Genomic DNA, 18,602 nt, shown 5'->3' with positions numbered 1-18,602 from the left:
GACGTAGAAGTGCCCAATTTCACACCTCCGTATGGCCTGCCAGCCTCGTCCGGCAGTAGTCAGATCCTGCGGATCCGGGCAAACAGGAGCCCTGCAGCTCCGGCAGAACCTATCAGGCCGACGCCGAGCCACACCTTGGCTGTTTCGGCGGCGGGTTCAGCTGCCGCAGACATCTTGTGCCGCGAGGACGGTGCAGTGGAGAGCCCGGCAGTTTCCGTGGACCCGCTGCTGGTGGCGCCGGCCGTGGCTTCATCCGTGGCGTGGCCGGTGGACTGGTCGCCCCCGGGATGCTGGGACTTCTGCGGTTCGGATGCCTGCTGACCTGTTCCGGGTGCGGCGGACTGGCCCTGGTTCTCCGGGGTTGCTCCCGTTGCCGGTGCGGCGGTGCCGGAGTCCTGGGCCGTCGATGACGGCGCGGGCGACGGCGCCGAAGGTCCGGGGCGGGACGACCGTGGTGAGGCTCCCCGGGCCGACGTATCCGTAGGAACCGGGGCCGCTGTATCCGTAGGAACCGGGGCCGGCGACGTTGGACTGCCGGTCGCAGGGGAAGTGGGAGGCGGGTTTGCCGGCTCGGTTGGCCTGGTGGCACCCGGTCTGGTGGGACCCGGCCTGGTGGGACCCTGCGTGGCGGCGCCGGGGGTGGCCGGGGTTGACGCGGCCGGTGAAGGTTCAGGCGACTCGGTGCGGTCTTCTGGCTCATCCCGCAGGCCCCTCAACAGGCCACCGATCAGGGAGTCATCCTGATGGTCTTTCGCCTGGACGGGCTTGCCGGATTCACTTTGGCCCGTCCCCGCCTGGGAGGCGGGGACGCCTGCAGAAAGTACCAGTATCGTTCCGAGGGCCGCGGCAGCCGCGCCACGCCGGAATCCCCCATGGATACTGGTCCTGGAACGGGAAGGTTCGGACCTGTAAATAACCATAGCTATCGACCCTAGCCACAGGATCGGACGGATTGGAAACCGGGAAATTGGCCCCGTCGCGGACGGCCGCCGGGGCTATATTGCGCTGAACAGGGGCAATGATCAGCTGAGCAGGCCGTGAATTTCTTTGCGTGTGTCGAACACAACAGCGGCGAGTCCGTTGCCGGCCACCCAGCCGCCTATTATGCCCAGCCCGCTCTCCGCGGCGCAGATGCTGCGGATCCCGGCCACCCGGGCCTTGTGGCCCACCGCAGCGAACGGCAGGGCGCCCTGCCACCTCACCACGTCCCAGCCCACTAGGTCCTTCGACTGCACCGGGACCTCCAGCAGACTGGAAGCGTCCCGCAGGGCTGCAGCCAGGAGGTCGGAGCCCGCTGCAGTTGTAGAGCCGTCTGCCCTGGAGCCCGGGGCGGCCGAGCCGTCAGCGGCAGTACCCTCCAGCCGGCCGTACGACAGACGCAACACGTGGGTTCCGGGCCCGGCCGCGGCTGCCAGCCAGTCCCATTTCGCGGTCGCATGCGTGAGTGCTTTTGCCTGGATGCCCGGTGTCTGGGGTGCCACCAGGATTCCGGTACCCCGCGGCCTGCGGTCCAGTTCAGGCAGGTCCACCACCAGCGTGACAAGCCGGACGTCGGGCCCGTGCTCTGGACTCCTGCCGGCGAGGGCGGGCACTGCCTCCTGCAGCAGCCCGACGGCGGCCGGGCCGGGGAGCGCCACCACCAGCAGGCCGCCGTCGTACGTTGCTTCACCCGCGGTGACCCGCCAGCCCTCGGGGGTCCGCTTCACTGCACCCGCCGGGGAACCGGCGAGCAGTGTGACGCCGCGTTCATGGAGATCGCTGACGAGGGCCGTGACCAGGGTGTGCATCCCGCCTTCGAGTCCGGCGACGGCGGAACCCGCCTTCGCGAGGGAAGGCCCGCCCGGACCGCGGCGTTGGGCAGCAACTGCGGCAGCCAGCGAACCGTGCGTCCGGATCCCCGCGCGCAGGCCCGGGGCCACCATATCGACATCGAGGAGCCCGGGATCGGCGGAGTGCACGCCGCCCACCACCGGAGCGACCAGCCGCTCCAGCACCCGACGGCCCATCCGCGCCCGGACCAGCGCCGAGACACTGGTGACTTCCGCTGACGCGCCCACCCTGGCGGGCAGGTACTTGTCCAATGACGCCCGCAGCGAACCAAAAAATCCAAGGGAGCGCCGGACCTCCGGGTCCCATGGGTTGGCGGGAATGCCCAGGACGCCGGTCTTGGGAAGCTCCCGGGGGCCGTCCGGAAGCTGCACCCAGGCACCGCCGGGGCGGGGCAAAACGATCTTGCCGGCCAGCCCAAGTTCAGCGGCCAGCTCGGCCACCGCGGTGGAGCGTGTTGCGAAGGACTCCGCCCCGCTGTCCAGGGTGAGGCCTGCCACCACATGGCTGCCAACGCAGCCGCCCCAGAGTGCGGTAGCTTCCAAGACGGTTACGGCCTGGCCGGCCGTGGCCAGTTCCCGCGCTGCCAGCAGGCCGGAGATGCCGCCACCCAGGACGATGGCAGCCGGGGCCGGCTTTAAGGAGCTTTCCACGCTCCTACTCCGGTGAAATGGAATGGATGAGTTCGACAACCCGGGTGAGGACGGTGGCGTCGGTTTCGGGCGGCACCCCGTGGCCAAGGTTCAGCACATGCCCGGGCGCCGAGGAGCCAGCTTTGATGACTTCGCGCACGTGTGCCTCGAGGACTTCCCAGGGCGCGGACAGCAGCGCCGGATCGATGTTCCCCTGTAGCGGCACCGTGCCGCCCAGGCGACGGTTGGCCTCGTCCAGCGGCAGGCGGTAATCAACACCCACCACGTCCACGCCGACGTCGCGCATGGCAGCCAGGAGTTCAGACGTGCCGGTGCCGAAGTGCACCAGCGGCGCACCCAGGTGGCGGACGTGGTCCAGCGCCCTGGCTGAGGCCGGCGCCACGTGCCTGGTGTAGTCGGCGAGGCCCAGCGACCCTGCCCAGGAATCAAAAAGCTGACCGGCGGAGGCGCCGGCTTCAAGCTGGGCACGGAGGAACAGCCCGGAGGCATCGGCGGCCCAGTTGGCCAGCGCGGCCCAGGTCTCCGGATCCGCGTGCATCATGGTGCGCGGGCCCAGGTGGTCCCGCGAGGGCTTGCCCTCCACCATGTAGGCGGCGAGCGTAAACGGTGCGCCGGCGAAGCCGATCAGCGGGGTCTTACCAAGTTCCGCCACAGTCAGGCGGACGGCTTCGCGGATGGGCTCCAGCGCCTCCCACGTCAGCTGCGGCAGGGCCGCTACGTCCTCGGCGGTGCGGACGGCCTTGTCCAGTACGGGTCCCACCCCGGGCACTATGTCCACGCCGATTCCGGCGAGCTTTAGCGGAATCACGATGTCGGAGAAGAAGATGGCCGCGTCAACGTCGTGGCGACGGACGGGCTGCAAGGTGATCTCGGATGCCAGTTCCGGCCGCAGGCACGAGTCCAGCATGGCCACTCCTTCGCGCACCTTCAGGTACTCGGGAAGGGATCGCCCGGCCTGCCGCATGAACCACACCGGCCGCCGCGAGGGCTTGCCGCCACGGTAGGCGGTGATCAGCGGGGAATCTGCGGTGCGGCCATCCATCAGCGGATGGCTGGCGGCAAGGGCACCGTCGTCAGACAGGACATGAGGCACGGCGGAGCTGGAAGTCATGCCTTCGATTGTGCCCAAAATCGGCCCCAAAAGATAACGACAGCCTGTCACCTGCGGGAGCTTTCGAGGGAGCGTGCCGCGAATCACGGCCTTAAGCCCCCGACACCGTGCGCCCCGGGTTGTTTTACCGCGCCACGAAAAAGCTATGATGGATCCGTTGTGGTTCTTTTTTCATTGGTGGCTACACACGCCGACATCGATCTTGAGACCGTTGCTCAACTGAGCAACGGTGCTTCAGAGATCGCCACGTCCGCACTCTCCGGATCGCCGGCAGTGACGGGCGCGGTGGTGCTTGCCACCTGCAACCGATACGAAATCTACGGTGAAGCGCCCCACGCCGATGACGTCGAGGCCGCCCGGGCGGCCCTCGTATCCGAGATCAGCGGTCTGAGCGGCCTCAACGAACAGCTTGTCTCCCGCGCCTTCAGCACCCGGACCGGTACCGAAGTCAGCCAGCACCTTTTTGCCGTCAGCGCCGGACTCGATTCCGCCGTCGTGGGCGAGCGCGAGATTGCCGGCCAGGTGCGCCGCGCCCTCATCACCGCCCAACACGAGGGCACTGCCAGCTCGGGCCTGGTCCGGCTGTTCCAGGCCGCGTCCAAAACGGCCAAGGACGTCGGCGCACAGACCGCCCTTGGATCCCGCGGCCTGTCCATCGTCTCCGTGGCCCTGGACCTGGCAACCGATCTGTCCGAGAACCCCGACTGGTCGGCGAAAAAGGTTGTCCTGTTTGGCACCGGCGCCTACGCCGGCGCCACCATGGCGTTGCTGCGCGATCGCGGCTGCACGGACACCTCCGTGTTTTCCTCGTCGGGCCGCGCCGAAGCATTTGTCGCCACCAGGGGCGGAACGGCCCTGGACGCGGATACTCTCCCGACAGCTGTCGCAGCCGCCGACGTGATGATCGGCTGCAGCGGCTCGGACACCCGCATTGAAGCCGGTGAACTTGCCCAGGTCCGTGCCGCGTCTCCCCAGCCGCTGATCGCCATCGACCTTGCCCTCACCCATGACTTTGACCCGGAAGTCGGACAGCTCGACGGCGTTGAGCTGCTGACGCTCGAATCCGTACGGTTAGCGGCCCCGCAGGAACAGGTTGAGTCGCTGACCCACGCCAGCGGCATTGTGTCCGGCGCCGCCAAAGCGTTCGAACAGGAGCGGGAAGCCCGCTCCGCGGATTCGGCCATCGTGGCGCTCCGCCGGCACACCATGAACGTCCTTGATGCGGAGATGGAGCGGGTCCGTGCCCGCCACGGCTGCACCGCGGCCGCCGAGGAAGTGGAGTTCGCGCTTCGCCGGATGGTCAAGCAGTTGCTCCACGTGCCCACGGTCCGTGCCCGCGAATTGGCGGCGAACGGCCAGCAGGACGACTACGTTTCGGCCCTCGAAACCCTCTACGGCATTACCGTGGAGCAGCCCGCTGCCGCGGCCCAGGCTGAGTGCCCCGCGGATCACCAGGGCTCCACGAATCAAAAGGGCCGCGAAACAGCCTGACGCCTAGCGCGTCGCTGGCGGCTTCCGTCAGTAAACCGGCTTCTGCGGCTCGACATCCCGCACCCAGGCGAGAATCCCGCCGTCGAGATGGCTGACGCGCTGGTAGCCTGCCTTCCGCGCGGCTTCCAGGACATTCGCTGACCGGGTCCCGGCTTTGCAGTGGAACACAATGTCCTTGTCCTGAGGCAGTTCCGCCCACGCCTCCCCCGCCAGGATCCTGCCCTGGGGAATGAGCACCGAGCCGTCAATATTCACGATGTCGTGTTCGCCGGTTTCCCTGACGTCCACCAGTTCAAAGTCCTTCAGTCCGGCCTTGCGTGACGCCAGCATGGTGGCCAGTTGGGTTGCCGTGACCGTGTGCTCGGTGTCCGCGGCGACGTCGGGCGCGATGCCGCAGAAGGCGTCGTAGTCGGTCAGTTCCGTAATCCGCTCGGCGCCTGGGTCCTTGGCCACGCGGATCTCGCGCCAGCTGCCGCCCAGCGCGTCAAAGAGTGCAACCCGGCCCAGGAGTGAACGCCCGACGCCGGTGATCAGCTTGACAGCCTCAGTCACCATCAGCGAACCCACAGCTGCGCAGAGCATGCCAAAGACGCCGCCTTCGCCGCAGGAGGGTACGGAGCCCGCGGGCGGGGCCTCCGGGTAGAGGTCGCGGTAGGTGGGGCCGTGCTTTTCCCAGAAGACGCTGACCTGGCCGTCGAAGCGGAAGATCGAACCCCAGACATACGGTTTGCCCAGGATTGCCGCGGCGTCGTTGACCAGGTAACGGGTGGCGAAGTTGTCCGCCCCGTCCAGGATCAGGTCGTAGTCCGCGAACAGCTCCAGGGCGTTGGAGGCATCCAGCCTGACGTTGTGCAGCCGGACGTCCACCAGGGGGTTCAGCGCGGCAATGGCGTCCCGGGCGGATTCGATCTTGGGCCGTCCCACGTCCGCCACACCGTGGACCACCTGGCGCTGCAGGTTGCTAAGGTCAACGTCGTCGTCGTCGATGATTCCCAGGGTCCCCACGCCGGCGGCAGCCAGGTACAGCAGGGCTGGCGAGCCCAGTCCCCCGGCACCGATGACAAGGACCTTGGCATTCTTCAAGCGCCGCTGACCCACCGCACCGATCTCCGGAATGATGAGATGCCGGGAGTATCGCTCCACCTCGGCCGGAGTCAGCTCGCCGGCGGGCTCAACCAGCGGACTAAGCGAGACAGAGGAATCATTTGCGGTCAAAGTCGAAGCCATACTTCAATGTATGCCCCGAGATACCGCCCGGTCATATTACCGCGCAGTATTGTGTAAATAACGGCAAGGGAAAGTAGGGTAACTGTGGTCCATGAAACGCGGGCTGACCGGGCGTCAGGCGGGGAACCTCCCGCACCTCCACGCACAGCAGGCCAGCGGTCCGCCAGGCTCCCCCGGGACGAACGCCGGGCCCAGCTCCTCGCGGCGGCCCAGGAGGTTTTTGTCGCCAACGGCTACCATGGGGCCGCGATGGACGAGATTGCCGAAACGGCCCACGTAAGCAAGCCCGTGCTGTACCAGCATTTCCCATCCAAACGGGAGCTCTACCTTGCGCTGCTGGACAGCCATCTGACCTCACTGACAGACCGGATGCTCGGCGCCCTGAACTCCACCTCGGACAATGACGAACGCGTCCACGCCGTGATGCGGGCGTACTACCGCTTTATCGCCAGCGACGACCAGGCCCACCGCCTGGTCTTCGAATCGGACCTTATTAATGACCCGGATGTCAGTTCCCGGCTGGAGACTTTCAACAAAACCTTCGCGGACGCCGTCGCCCGCGTCATTGCCGAAGACACCAAACTGCCGCCCCTGGAGGCGCAACTGTTGGGCCGCGGGCTGGCTGGAATGGCGCAGGTCAGCGCCCGGTATTGGCTGGAAACGGACGGGGATCTGGACCTCGACGTGGCCAGCGACCTCATTTACCGTTTAGCTTGGCGCGGAATTTCCCGCTTCCCTAAAGAGTCCTAGACTACAAATAAGAGAACCGAAGAAACTTCGATTGGCTGGGAGGCCCCCTTTTGGAAATTAAGATCGGCATTCAGAACATTGGCCGCGAAATCGTGCTGGAATCGGCTCAGGATGCTGACGCCGTAGCTACGATCGTTGAAGAAGCCATCACCAAGGGCACCGATCTCCGCCTGACGGATGACAAGGGACGCATCATCATTGTCCCCGGCAACGCCCTGGGCTACGTGGAAATCGGTGCCGAAGAGGCCCGCAAGGTCGGTTTCGGCCAGTTCTAGCACGCACGCCGGGCCACCGCCGATGGCGGTGGCCCGCTGCATTCCGAGGGAGATCCCATGCTTTCGCTGACCATCGTTGTCCTGGCCACGGCCGCCGCCGGCTTCGTTGTCTGGGCCAATGACAAACGCCACGCCAGGTACGGCACGGGGCTGCCCGCCGGCGTCGCCGTCGCGGTGGGTGCGGTCAGTTGGATCCTCCTCATCACGGCGGGCTTTGGCTACTTGCCCGGTCTGACCTGGATTCCGTGGGTCCTGCCAATGGTCCTGGGCACTGCGGCGGCCATCGGCGCTGTCATCTACCTGGGCCGGACGCGCGAACGTCACGACATACAGCGGCTCACACAGGCCCTGAAGTTGTAGCCACCCGTTTCAGGTGTTCCACTGGGCCTCGGGCTGCGCAGTCGCGCCGGCCTGGCCGGCCGCTTCGCTGGCTGCCGCCGCTGCAGCGGCGTCCCGCTCAGTGACTTCGCCCCCGGCGTCGTGCGAGGTGTAGCGGATGAACACCCGGTTGTAGCGCCATTCCAGGTCGGGGTGGTGGTTCTGCGCTTCCGCGAGGCGTCCGACGGCGGCAATCAGCTCAAGTGCTGCGGCCGCCGTCGGCGTTTTATACATCGTGACGAGCCCGCCCAGCCGGTACCGCCAGTCAGGCAGCCCGGCCAGGACAGCGTCAAGCCGTTCGCGGGTGAGGACGTCTTTTTTGCCGGCCACAGCGGACTCCTAGGTTGGTTCTGTGAGCCCGACCCGGCAGACGGCAGCGGGCGCCGGGCTAAAGGAATTCGGCCCGGTTTTCCATCGCCGATGATGCCAGGGCGTGCTCGCGGCGCGGAATCCTGCCGGCCGCTTTCGCCAGCCTACCGGCGATGACGGCGTGTTTGAAGGCCGCCCCCATCAACGCCGGGTTCTGGGCCCGGGTCACGGCGGTGGCCAGCAGCACGGCATCACAACCCAGCTCCATGGCAAGCGCCGCGTCGGACGCCGTGCCAATGCCCGCGTCCAGCACCACGGGCACCGACGCGCGCGAGACGATCAGTTCGATGTTGTGGGGGTTGAGGATCCCGAGGCCAGTGCCGATCGGGGCGCCCAGCGGCATGACGGCGGCGGCCCCAAGGTTCTCCAGCCGCAGGGCGAGCACGGGATCATCGTTCGTGTAGGCGAACACCTTGAACCCCCGGTTCACAAGTTGTTCGGTGGCGTCCACGAGCTCGACGGCGTCCGGCAGCAGGGTCTGTTCATCGGCGATGACTTCCAGTTTGACCCAGTCCGTTTCCAGCGCTTCGCGCGCCAGTTCCGCCGTCATCACCGCGTCCCGGGCGGTGAAGCAGCCAGCCGTGTTGGGCAGGACCCGGATCCCGTGGTCCACCAGGAGCTGGAAGAGTGAGCCTGACTCTTTCGGTGAATAACGCCGCATGGCCACCGTGGTCAGTTCGGTGCCGGACGCCACGAGGGCGGCGCCCAATCCGTCGAGACTCGGAGCTCCACCGGTGCCCATGATCAGGCGGGAACCAAACTCCACGCCGTCGATCACCAGCCGGTCCGTGTCTGCTGGGTGGTTTCCTGTGCTGATGCTGCTGGTTACTGGCATGGTGTCAGCCTCCCTGGACTGCGGTGACCAGTTCAACGGTGTCACCTTCGGCGAGTGCCGTGGCATACCACTGGCTGCGGGGTACTACGTCTGAGTTGTGGGCAACGGCCACGCCGAGTTTCTGTCCATCAGTGGCCTGGCCGTTCGCTGCGAGGGGACGGCCCGTGATCTCCGTGACGAGTGTGGTGATGGAGGCGTCGTCGGCCACGGCATGCTGCGCGCCGTTGAGAGTGATATTCATGCTGTTTCCTTAGTCGATTGAAAGGTTGTTCGAGGCTGGCTGGAGAACCTGGCCGGGCTGAGGGCGTGCCACCGGTGATCCTCCCTGCCGTCCAGCAGGTCCCGGCAGATGGCCGCCGCCGCTGGAGCCAGCAGCACGCCGTGGCGGAAGAATCCGGTGGCAATGATCAGCCCGGCGATGTGTCCGACACCGGGCCGGGAGTCGGGTACACGGCCGAGCAGGGGTGCGTTGTCCGGCGTCGCGGGGCGCGCCCGCGCGGTACATTCCAGGAGCTCCAGCTCGGCGACGGCGGGCAGCAGGGCCTGTGCGTCGCGGAGCAACTGGTAGACGCCGCCTGCGGAGACGGCAGTGCTCGGCGTGATGGTGTGTGAAAAGGCAGTGCTCGGCGTGATGGGGCCCGGCAAGGCAGGGTCCGACACGGCGGCGTCCGGGATGGCGGACAGTGCATCCTCCCGCTGGGTTGCGCCGATCACCACGGTGTCGTCCTGCCGCGGGACGATGTAGACCGGCACCCCGTGGACCAGGCCGCGGACGGTGGAGGTGACCAGCGGACGCAGGTGCCGCGGTACGGCGAGGCGCAGGATGTCGCCGTACACAGGGCGGAGAGGCAAGCGCAGCCCGTCCGGCAATCCTTCCAGCGCAGCCGCCTGCAGGCCGTTGGCCACAATGGTCTCTCCCGCAGTGACTGTGCCGCCGTTGGCCAGCTTCACCCCGCTGACGCGTCCGGCATCCCAGAGTAGGGCTTCGGCCCGGTGCCCGACGGCGAACCCGCCGCGGGCGCCGTCCACAGCGGTTCCGGCGCCGGGTTCGTGGCTGGCCAGGACCTGCTGCAGGGACGCCACCAGCTTCCGCGGATCCACCTGGTGGTCCGCCGGGATTTCCAAGGCGCAGGAAATCGCCGGGCTGAGGAGCGGCTCCCTCATCCGTGCTTCCCGGACGGTCAGCGGTTCCACCACCAGGCCGCTGGCCTGCTGCACGGTCCGCAGGTCCATCAGCGCGCGGCGGTCCGCGGCATCGGCACCGACGGCGAGGGTCGGCGTCGTCAGGTAGCCGGTATCCCCCGCCCCGGCCCCGGCGAGGTGGGCTGCGAAGGCGGGCCAGAGGCCGGAGGATTCGAGCATCAGCTCCAGAAGGTCTTCCTCCTGGTAGTGCAGTTCGCTGACGGGCGCGAGCATGCCGGCTGCCGCCCAACTGGCCCCGGAGCCGGGTGCATCATCGATCAGGACCACGGAGCGGCCGGAGCGCCGCACTTCCCAGGCGATCCCGTGGCCAATGACGCCGCCGCCAATGACAGCTACGTCGGCGTGGCAGAAATCGGGACTGCCTGCTGGCTCGGAAGGCGGGCTGGCTGGTGCACTGGCTGGCGGGCTGGCGGGTGCGCCGCTGGATGGGGAGAGCATGTGTTTCCTTCCCTACGCCGGTACTAGCCGGATCAGGTCAAGCGGTCGGCTCTGGTGCCCTCTCAGCCCGGCCGCTTTGTGACGGCTGCAACGGGCTCCCGCAGTACTCACCCAGTTTAGGGGAACTAGGGTAGTTTCCATGAACGCACACTCCGCTCCCGCTACCCCTCCCAGCCACTCCGCCCAGATACCGCCGGAGGCGTCCAGCAACGGCCTGCCCACCAGCGCCAGGTTGTACCTGTGCACCGATGCCCGCCGGGACCGCGGGGACTTCGCGGAATTTGTGGACGCGGCGTTTGCCGGCGGGGTGGACATCATCCAGCTCCGCGACAAGGGGATCGAGGCCGCCGAGGAGCTGGAACTGTTGGCGGTGCTCCAGGCAGCCGCCGCCCGGCACGGCCGTCTCTGGGCCGTCAATGACCGCGCCGACATCGCCATGCTGACGGGCGCGCCCGTCTTCCATATCGGGCAGAAGGACCTGCCCGTGGCATCGGCCCGCACTCTGCTCGGTGCCGGAGCCACCGTGGGGCTCTCCACCCACACTACCGAACAGATCGAGGGCGCCATCCGGATGTCCGCAACGGTGACTGCCGACGGCGGCCTGGACTACTTCTGCGTCGGACCGGTGTGGGCTACCCCCACCAAACCCGGCCGGGCCGCCGTCGGCCTCGACCTGGTGCGCTATGCAGCGGAGGCAGTCCGCGCCGCCGGCGGCGCCCAGGCCACACTGCCCTGGTTTGCGATCGGCGGCATCGATTTGAGCAACGTTGAGCAGGTGGTGGAAGCCGGGGCAAGCAGGATAGTTGTGGTGCGAGCCATCACGGAAGCCGCCGACCCCGCCGCAGCGGCCGGCGCCCTCGTGGTCGCCCTGGACGCCGCCGCATCCTAAGAAACCTGCGCGCAGCGGGGCGGGGCGTGCACGATCCATGGAAATCGGGCTAACCTGACTTTCGTGTCACATCATCGGCTGGCCCCCAATGTCCGCGAGCAGACCAACGCCCTCGCGGCAGCGCTGAGTGCCCTGCGGACCGAACTGGAACTGCCGGGCCCCTACCCTGCAGAGGCGGTCCGCGACGCCGAGGCAGCAGTGGCAGCCCACCAGCTCCCCGCCGCGGACCTGACGGACGTTGAGTTCCTGACGATCGATCCGGCGTCGTCCACGGACCTGGACCAGGCGCTTTCCATCGAACGTGCCGGCGCCGGCTACCGGGTGCTTTATGCCATCGCTGATGTGCCCTCTTTTGTCCGCCCCGGCGGCAGCCTGGATGCCGAAACCCGCCGCCGCGGCCAGACGTTCTACGCCCCGGACGGCCGCATCCCCTTGCACCCTGAAGTCATCAGCGAACAAGCCGGCAGCCTCCTGGCCGATCAGCTGTGCGCTGCATTTGTTTGGGACTTCGGGCTGGACGACGCCGCCCAGGTTTCGACCGTCACCGTCCAGCGGGCCACGATCCGCAGCCGGGCCAAGCTGGACTACAAGGGCGTCCAGGCCGACATCGATGCCGGCACAGCCAACCCCGTGCTGCAGCTCCTGAGGGAAGTGGGGCTCAAGCGCGTTGAACTGGAGCGGCAGCGCGGCGGTGCCAGCCTGAACATGCCGGAGCAGGAGATCGTGCAGACCCCCGACGGCGGCTACCGGATTGCAGCGGCGCCGCAGCTCCCGGTGGAAGACTGGAATGCACAGATTTCCCTCATGGCGGGCATGGCGGCGGCCAAGCTGATGCTGACGGGGAAAGTAGGCATCCTGCGGACCATGCCCGCCCCGGACGAGCGCTCCCTCAGGCATTTCAGGCTCCAAACCGTGGCCCTGGGCAAGGCATGGGATGGGAAAACCAGCTATGGCGAGTACCTTCGCAGCCTCGATCCCACCGAGCCGCGGCAGTTGGCCATCCTGCACTCCGCCGGAATGCTGTTCCGCGGCGCAAGTTACACCGCCTTTGATGGCACTGTTCCTGAGGACGCCATCCAGTCCGCCATCGGCGCCGCCTATGCCCACACCACGGCGCCCCTCCGGCGGCTTATCGACCGCTTTGTCCTGGTGATCTGCGAGGCCCTGAGCAACGGCCGGCCGGTGCCTGGCTGGGCGCGGGAAGCCCTGCCCACCCTGCCGGAAATCATGGCTGGCTCGGACCAACTGGCTGCCCGGATGGAGCGCATGGCGCTGGACACCGTGGAGGCCGCACTTCTGGTCAACCACATCGGCCAGGAGTTCGATGCGATTGTCATTTCCGGGTCCAAGCCGCAGAAGGATAACGGGAACGGAAAGAACGGCAACGGAAACGGAAACGGGCGGGGCGGAGCCGGCAAAAACGGCAACGGCCCCTCGGGGATCATCCAGATCTCCGAGCCAGCCGTGACCGCCCGCTGCGCAGGCGACCTCGAGTCCGGAACCAAGGTCCGGGTCCGCCTGATCTCCTCCGACATCGCCGCCCGCGAGGTCCACTTCGAGTTGCTGTCCTGAACTGACTGGGCACTCCCCTGAGGGGCAAGGCCGGAATTCCATGTCCGTACGGCTAGACTGAAGTAGTAGAAATGGATGCCCGGTCGTTGATTTCCTTGATTTTGGATTCAACAAGCCCGCCCCTACGCGATCTTGAGATAGACCCGCTGGTCACCAGTGCCAGCATTTAGATAGCCCGCGATCGGCTTCCACTGGATTTGCTTGCGCGCCCGAGCGTGCTCCGGTACGGCCTCGTTGGCCAGCCGTTGAGCAGGCAGCGCCAATGCCCAAATGAATAAGGAAACTCACCTGTGAGTGAATTGCATACCCACCAGATCCTGACTGACGATTCCGGCATCGAAACGATCGAACCCGAAGAGACCATCATCTCGGACGAGAAGCCGCACGAAATCGAGGAGAAATCCTTCGCCGACTACAACGTCCGCGCCGATATCGTCGAGTCCCTGGCAGACGCCGGGATCACCCACCCGTTCCCCATCCAGGCCATGACCCTGCCCGTAGCCCTCGCAGGCCACGACATCATCGGCCAGGCCAAGACAGGCACCGGCAAGACCCTCGGCTTCGGCATCCCCGCGCTGCAGCGCGTGGTGGGACCGGATGACGCCGGCTTCGACAAGCTCGCCGTTCCCGGTGCACCGCAGGCCCTTGTCATCGTGCCGACCCGCGAACTGGCCGTCCAGGTTGCCAACGACCTTCAGACCGCGTCGCGGAAGCGCAACGCCCGCATCACCACCATCTACGGCGGCCGTGCGTACGAGCCCCAGGTGGAGGCTTTGCAGAAGGGGGTCGAGATTGTGGTGGGAACCCCCGGCCGCCTCATCGACCTGTACAAACAGAAGCACCTGAGCCTCAAGAACGTTAAGACCGTCATCCTGGACGAGGCCGACGAAATGCTGGATCTGGGCTTCCTCCCGGACGTGGAAACGCTTATTGCCGGTACGCCGGGAGTCCGCCAGACCCTGCTTTTCTCCGCAACCATGCCGGGCCCGGTCATCGCGATGGCCCGCCGCTACATGACGCAGCCCACCCACATCCGGGCAGCTGATCCCGAAGACGAGGGCCTCACCAAGCGCGACATCCGCCAACTCATCTACCGTGCCCACAGCATGGACAAGATCGAAGTTGTTTCCCGCATCCTGCAGGCCCGCGGCCGTGGCCGCACCATCATCTTCACCAAGACCAAGCGCACGGCAGCCAAGGTGGCCGAAGAACTGCTGGACCGCGGTTTCGCCGCTGCCGCCATCCACGGTGACCTGGGCCAGGGCGCCCGCGAGCAGGCGCTCCGTGCGTTCCGTAACAACAAAGTGGACGTGCTCGTGGCCACCGACGTCGCTGCCCGCGGGATCGACGTGGATGACGTCACGCACGTCATCAACTACCAGTGTGTTGAAGACGAAAAAATCTACCTGCACCGCGTGGGCCGCACGGGCCGTGCCGGCAACAAGGGGACAGCCGTGACCTTTGTTGACTGGGACGACATGCCGCGCTGGGGCCTGATCAACAAGGCCCTGGGCCTGAGCGTTCCGGAACCCGTGGAGACTTACTCTTCGTCCCCGCACCTGTATGAAGAGCTGGACATCCCGGCAGGCACCAAGGGCCGGTTGCCCCGCAACAAGCGCACGCTCGCCGGTGTAGATGCCGAAGTCCTGGAGGACCTGGGCGAAACCGGCAAGAAGAACACGCGCTCAAGCGGACGCGACAGCGGACGCGACAGCGGACGCGACAGCGGACGCGACAGCGGACGCGACAGCGGACGCGACAGCGGACGCGACAGCGGACGCGACGGCGGACGCGACGGCGGACGCGACAGCAACCGTTCAGGAGGCCGTGACAACAGCAGCCGCCGCAGCGCTTCCGAGGGTGGACGCTCAGGCGACCGCCGTCGTCGTACGTCCGATGCCGACACCGCGGGCACCGGACCTGCCGCCGAACCGGCCGTGGCCGCCCCGGCCGAAGTGGACCAGTCACGGACGCGCCGCAGCCGGACCCGCACCCGCCGCCGCAACGGCGAAGTAGTGGCAGGAGCCGACACCGGCTCCCAGCCCGGCAACGTAGAGGCCTAACAGCCTCGATGACTGACACCGTCTGGGCGCCGGACGGCAGCAACCTGGTGGTTCACGCGGATAACGCGGAGTTCCTCCCCTCGCTGCCGGACGGCGCCTTCACACTCATTTACGTGGACCCGCCGTTCAACACCGGCAGGGTCCAGAAGCGCCAGGAAACCCGGATGGTGCTGAACACCGACGGTGAAGGCGACCGCGTGGGCTTCAAGGGCCGCTCCTACGACACGATCAAGGGCGCCCTGCACCGCTACGATGACGCGTTCAGCGATTACTGGTCCTTCCTGGAACCACGGCTGGTGGAGGCCTGGCGGCTGCTCGCTGACGACGGCACGCTCTACCTGCACCTGGACTACCGGGAAGTGCATTACGCCAAGGTCATGCTGGATGCCATCTTCGGCCGTGCGTGCTTCCTGAACGAGATCATCTGGGCCTACGACTACGGCGCCCGCGCCAAATACCGCTGGCCCACCAAACACGACAACATCCTCGTGTACGTCAAGAACCCGTCGAAGTACCACTTCGACAGCGCCGAGGTTGACCGGGAGCCCTATATGGCACCGGGCCTGGTGACGCCTGCCAAGCGGGAGCTCGGGAAACTGCCCACGGACGTCTGGTGGCACACCATCGTCTCCCCCACCGGCAAGGAAAAGACCGGCTACCCCACACAGAAGCCCGAGGGGCTCATCCGCCGTGTGGTGGCCGCGTCCAGCCGTCCCGGTGACTGGTGCCTGGACTTCTTCGCCGGGTCCGGAACGCTCGGGGCCGTGGCCGCCAAGCTCGACCGCAAGTTCGTGTGCGTGGACCAGAACCAGCCCGCCATCGATGTCATGGCCAAGCGGTTGGGTGACAAGGCGTCCTTCACGTCCTTCCCACCCAACTGACTCGCATCAAACGTCGCCAAAACGCGCTTTCACGACGTTAACTGCGAGTCAGTTGGGTCAGGGCGCAGCTCAGGGGCGAACGACAGCGGTACCTGTTCCCAGCTCTTCGATTCGGGCCAGCACCTCCGCCGTAGTGAGATTCTCGCCGAGCAGGTTGGGTTTGCCGGTGCCGTGGTAATCCGAAGACCCCGTAATCAGCAGCCCGTGCCTGGCCGCAAGGCCGCGCAGGAACTTGCGGCCTTCCTCGGGATTGTCGCGGTGCTCGATCTCCACGCCCGCCAGACCGGCGTCGATCATCTCCTGGTAAACCTGCTCCCCCACGATGCGGCCGCGGGCGGACGCCACAGGATGGGCAAACACGGGGACGCCGCCGGCCGCGCAGACAAGTTCGACGGCGGTTGCCGGGTCGGGTGCGTAGTGCTGGACAAAGTAGCGCGAATGCGAGGTAAGGATGGAGGCGAAAGCCTCCGAGCGGTCCGAAACCACGCCCGCAGCAACCAGGGCATCAGCGATGTGCGGCCGGCCCAGTGTCGCTCCGGGGGCCACATGGTGGATGACGTCATCCCAGGTCAGCGGGTAGTCCTCGGCGAGCAGCGTCACCATCCGTTCTGCCCGGGTGAGGCGCGCGTCCTTGGCCTTGGTGATTTCCGCCAGCAGTCCCGGATGCGCAGGATCGTGCAGGTAGCTCAGCAGGTGCACACTGATGCCCTGCTCCGTCCGGCAGGACACTTCCATTCCCGGAACCAGGGCAACCCCGTGATCCAACGCCGCGCGGGACGCCTCGGCCCAGCCGTCCGTGGAGTCATGATCGGTCAGGGCAACCACGTCCAGGCCCGCCTTGGCCGCAGAGGCCATAACGTCAGCAGGGGTTTCCGTGCCGTCGGAAACGTCGGAGTGGGCATGCAGGTCAATCCTCACCTGCCCAGCCTAGTTGACAGGGTCGGCCCGGGCATTGGCCCAAGCCTCGCTGCTGGTGAGACGATGGTGCCGTGAACGATGCCGAAAACACCCTGACCTCTGCTTCCCAGCCCCTCGACGAGCGCGTCAACAACCGCTCGCAGCGGCCCAGTTCCGATGCCTTCAAGGCATTTATGGCCAGCAACTGGGCGCCCACCGGCCAGCAGCTGCCGACCCGCGACGCCGTGGCCAACTACGCAGCGGCCAGGCGCAAAGCCATCTCCGACCAGTTCAAAGGTGAACGCCTGGTCATCCCTGCCGGCCCGCTGAAAGTCCGCTCCAACGACTGCGACTACCGCTTCCGCCCGCACTCCGGCTTTGCGCACCTCACCGGCCTTGGCCTTGACCATGAGCCGGACGCTGTCCTCATTCTGGAGCCGGCCGGCGAAGGAAAGGGCGACGGCGGCGGGCACCACCGTGCCACGCTCTACTTCCGCCCGCTGGCCGGCCGGGATACGGAACAGTTCTACGCCGACTCCCGGTCCGGTGAGTTCTGGATCGGCACCCGCCCCACGCTCGCTGAGTTCGAAGCCCGGCTGGGGCTGCCCACCGCCCATATCGATGGACTTGAAACGGCGATCACCCGGAATGTGGGTGCCCCGGAGATCGGTGGCATCTCCGTCCGCCTTGTCCGCAAAGTGGACGAGAACATCGACGCCCTTGTGGACACGGCCCGCTACAACACTGCCAAGGATCCGGACAACCTGGACCTCGCCGTCCTGGATGCATTGGACGAAAAGCTTTCCGAAGCCCTGTCCGAACTCCGCCTCCTGAAGGACGAATGGGAAGTGGAGCAGATGATGACGGCGGTGGCAGCCACCGCCGAGGGCTTTGTGGAAGTGGTTAAGTCCCTGCCCCGCGCCCTGACGCACGCCCGCGGTGAACGCGTTGTGGAAGGCGCCTTTTTCGCTCGGGCCCGCGAAGTCGGCAATGAACTCGGCTACGACACCATCGCCGCCGCCGGCAATAACGCCACCGTGCTGCACTGGACGCGGAACACCGGCCGGATCAACGCCGGCGAACTGCTGCTGCTGGATGCCGGCGTTGAGGCCGACTCACTGTACACCGCGGACGTCACCAGGACCCTGCCGGCCAACGGCACGTTCACAGACATCCAGCGCAAGGTCTACGAAGCGGTCCTGGACGCGGCCGACGCCGGCTTTGCTGCTGCCCAGCCGGGCACCAGGTTCCGGGACATCCACACTGCCGCCACCACGGTCCTGGCCGAACGCCTTGCCGAGTGGGGGCTGCTCCCCGTCAGCGTTGAGGAAGCCATCAGCCCCGAAGGCCAGCAGCACCGGCGCTGGATGCCGCACGGTACCAGCCACCACCTCGGCCTTGACGTACACGACTGCGCCCAGGCCAAGCGGGAACTCTACCTCGACGGCATCCTCACGGCCGGAATGGTCTTCACCATCGAACCTGGCCTGTACTTCAAGGACGAAGACCTGGCCATCCCGGCCGCGTACCGCGGAATCGGCGTGCGGATCGAGGACGACATCCTGATGACTGCCGACGGCCCGGTCAACCTCAGCGCAGCGCTCCCCCGCAGGGCCGACGACGTCGAATCCTGGATGGCAGGCATCTACACCGAGGCGAAGCACGCCCTGGCCAACAGGGGCACCGTCTGACGAAAGGCGGGTGCTTTGCCCGCTGAGGCACAGTACCCGCCTCTCCACTCCA

General features: G+C 66.8%; 18 protein-coding genes and 1 riboswitch. Of the genes, 9 read left to right on the top strand and 9 right to left on the bottom strand.

Annotated elements, in window-relative coordinates; genetic code table 11:
• Positions 1-59 precede the first annotated feature (59 nt).
• The 3 genes from ABIB27_RS00285 to hemE all read right to left on the bottom strand — a co-directional run bounded on the left by ABIB27_RS00285 (position 60) and on the right by hemE (position 3,591).
• On the bottom strand, positions 60-920 hold the full coding sequence (locus ABIB27_RS00285; protein ID WP_354253324.1) for a hypothetical protein: 861 nt from the start codon (positions 918-920) through the stop codon (positions 60-62).
• Positions 921-1,022: 102 nt separating this feature from the next.
• Entirely contained in the window at positions 1,023-2,480 is a 1,458-nt protein-coding gene (locus ABIB27_RS00280; RefSeq protein ID WP_354253323.1) for a protoporphyrinogen/coproporphyrinogen oxidase, read from the bottom strand.
• Between the two features lie 4 nt (positions 2,481-2,484).
• Entirely contained in the window at positions 2,485-3,591 is a 1,107-nt protein-coding gene (gene hemE, locus ABIB27_RS00275; RefSeq protein ID WP_354253322.1) for a uroporphyrinogen decarboxylase, read from the bottom strand.
• A 159-nt stretch (positions 3,592-3,750) separates the two neighbouring features.
• Here hemE and ABIB27_RS00270 point away from each other — a divergent pair, with 159 nt between their 5' ends.
• On the top strand, positions 3,751-5,082 hold the full coding sequence (locus ABIB27_RS00270) for a glutamyl-tRNA reductase (RefSeq protein WP_354253321.1): 1,332 nt from the start codon (positions 3,751-3,753) through the stop codon (positions 5,080-5,082).
• Between the two features lie 27 nt (positions 5,083-5,109).
• Here ABIB27_RS00270 and moeB read toward each other — a convergent pair whose 3' ends face one another.
• Positions 5,110-6,309, bottom strand: a complete 1,200-nt coding sequence (moeB, locus tag ABIB27_RS00265) for a molybdopterin-synthase adenylyltransferase MoeB (protein WP_354213878.1) — start codon at positions 6,307-6,309, stop codon at positions 5,110-5,112.
• 84 nt (positions 6,310-6,393) lie between these two features.
• Here moeB and ABIB27_RS00260 point away from each other — a divergent pair, with 84 nt between their 5' ends.
• The 3 genes from ABIB27_RS00260 to ABIB27_RS00250 are packed head-to-tail and all read left to right on the top strand — an operon-like array spanning position 6,394 to position 7,694.
• Entirely contained in the window at positions 6,394-7,059 is a 666-nt protein-coding gene (locus tag ABIB27_RS00260) for a TetR/AcrR family transcriptional regulator (RefSeq protein WP_354213877.1), read from the top strand.
• 50 nt (positions 7,060-7,109) lie between these two features.
• Positions 7,110-7,334, top strand: coding sequence for a DUF3107 domain-containing protein (locus ABIB27_RS00255; protein ID WP_354213876.1), 225 nt, complete (start codon positions 7,110-7,112; stop codon positions 7,332-7,334).
• Positions 7,335-7,391: 57 nt separating this feature from the next.
• A complete protein-coding gene (locus ABIB27_RS00250) occupies positions 7,392-7,694 on the top strand; it encodes a hypothetical protein (RefSeq protein WP_354213875.1) in 303 nt (100 codons plus the stop codon).
• 9 nt (positions 7,695-7,703) lie between these two features.
• Here the strand turns inward: ABIB27_RS00250 and ABIB27_RS00245 are convergent, their stop codons facing one another.
• The 4 genes from ABIB27_RS00245 to ABIB27_RS00230 form a co-directional block, all read right to left on the bottom strand.
• Positions 7,704-8,042 carry a 4a-hydroxytetrahydrobiopterin dehydratase gene (locus ABIB27_RS00245; protein WP_354253320.1) on the bottom strand — a complete coding sequence of 113 codons (339 nt, stop codon included), beginning with the start codon at positions 8,040-8,042 and terminating at the stop codon, positions 7,704-7,706.
• A gap of 58 nt (positions 8,043-8,100) precedes the next feature.
• Positions 8,101-8,916, bottom strand: a complete 816-nt coding sequence (locus tag ABIB27_RS00240; protein ID WP_354253319.1) for a thiazole synthase — start codon at positions 8,914-8,916, stop codon at positions 8,101-8,103.
• 4 nt (positions 8,917-8,920) lie between these two features.
• Complete coding sequence (gene thiS, locus ABIB27_RS00235) at positions 8,921-9,157, bottom strand: sulfur carrier protein ThiS (RefSeq protein ID WP_354213872.1); 237 nt, start codon at positions 9,155-9,157, stop codon at positions 8,921-8,923.
• Positions 9,154-10,557, bottom strand: coding sequence for an FAD-dependent oxidoreductase (locus tag ABIB27_RS00230; RefSeq protein ID WP_354213871.1), 1,404 nt, complete (start codon positions 10,555-10,557; stop codon positions 9,154-9,156). The genes thiS and ABIB27_RS00230 overlap by 4 nt, the downstream gene beginning before the upstream one ends.
• Positions 10,550-10,669, bottom strand: a riboswitch (TPP riboswitch). It overlaps the preceding gene by 8 nt.
• A 27-nt stretch (positions 10,670-10,696) precedes the next feature.
• Here ABIB27_RS00230 and thiE point away from each other — a divergent pair.
• The 4 genes from thiE to ABIB27_RS00210 all read left to right on the top strand — a co-directional run bounded on the left by thiE (position 10,697) and on the right by ABIB27_RS00210 (position 15,962).
• The gene (thiE, locus tag ABIB27_RS00225) at positions 10,697-11,446 is read left to right on the top strand and encodes a thiamine phosphate synthase (RefSeq protein WP_354213870.1); all 750 of its coding nucleotides are present in this window, start codon (positions 10,697-10,699) and stop codon (positions 11,444-11,446) included.
• A 63-nt stretch (positions 11,447-11,509) separates the two neighbouring features.
• On the top strand, positions 11,510-13,018 hold the full coding sequence (locus ABIB27_RS00220; protein WP_354213868.1) for an RNB domain-containing ribonuclease: 1,509 nt from the start codon (positions 11,510-11,512) through the stop codon (positions 13,016-13,018).
• A 290-nt stretch (positions 13,019-13,308) separates the two neighbouring features.
• The gene (locus ABIB27_RS00215; protein WP_354253318.1) at positions 13,309-15,081 is read left to right on the top strand and encodes a DEAD/DEAH box helicase; all 1,773 of its coding nucleotides are present in this window, start codon (positions 13,309-13,311) and stop codon (positions 15,079-15,081) included.
• 8 nt (positions 15,082-15,089) lie between these two features.
• The gene (locus ABIB27_RS00210) at positions 15,090-15,962 is read left to right on the top strand and encodes a DNA-methyltransferase (protein WP_354213866.1); all 873 of its coding nucleotides are present in this window, start codon (positions 15,090-15,092) and stop codon (positions 15,960-15,962) included.
• 69 nt (positions 15,963-16,031) lie between these two features.
• Here ABIB27_RS00210 and ABIB27_RS00205 read toward each other — a convergent pair whose 3' ends face one another.
• On the bottom strand, positions 16,032-16,880 hold the full coding sequence (locus ABIB27_RS00205) for a PHP domain-containing protein (protein WP_354213865.1): 849 nt from the start codon (positions 16,878-16,880) through the stop codon (positions 16,032-16,034).
• Positions 16,881-16,951: 71 nt separating this feature from the next.
• Between ABIB27_RS00205 and ABIB27_RS00200 the strand changes: the two genes are divergently transcribed.
• Entirely contained in the window at positions 16,952-18,550 is a 1,599-nt protein-coding gene (locus ABIB27_RS00200) for an aminopeptidase P family protein (RefSeq protein WP_354253317.1), read from the top strand.
• Positions 18,551-18,602: the final 52 nt, after the last annotated feature.

It is taken from the genome of Arthrobacter sp. UYEF21 (assembly GCF_040546085.1).
GTDB lineage: Bacteria > Actinomycetota > Actinomycetes > Actinomycetales > Micrococcaceae > Arthrobacter.
This window is presented reverse-complemented; position numbering and strand designations above follow the sequence as displayed.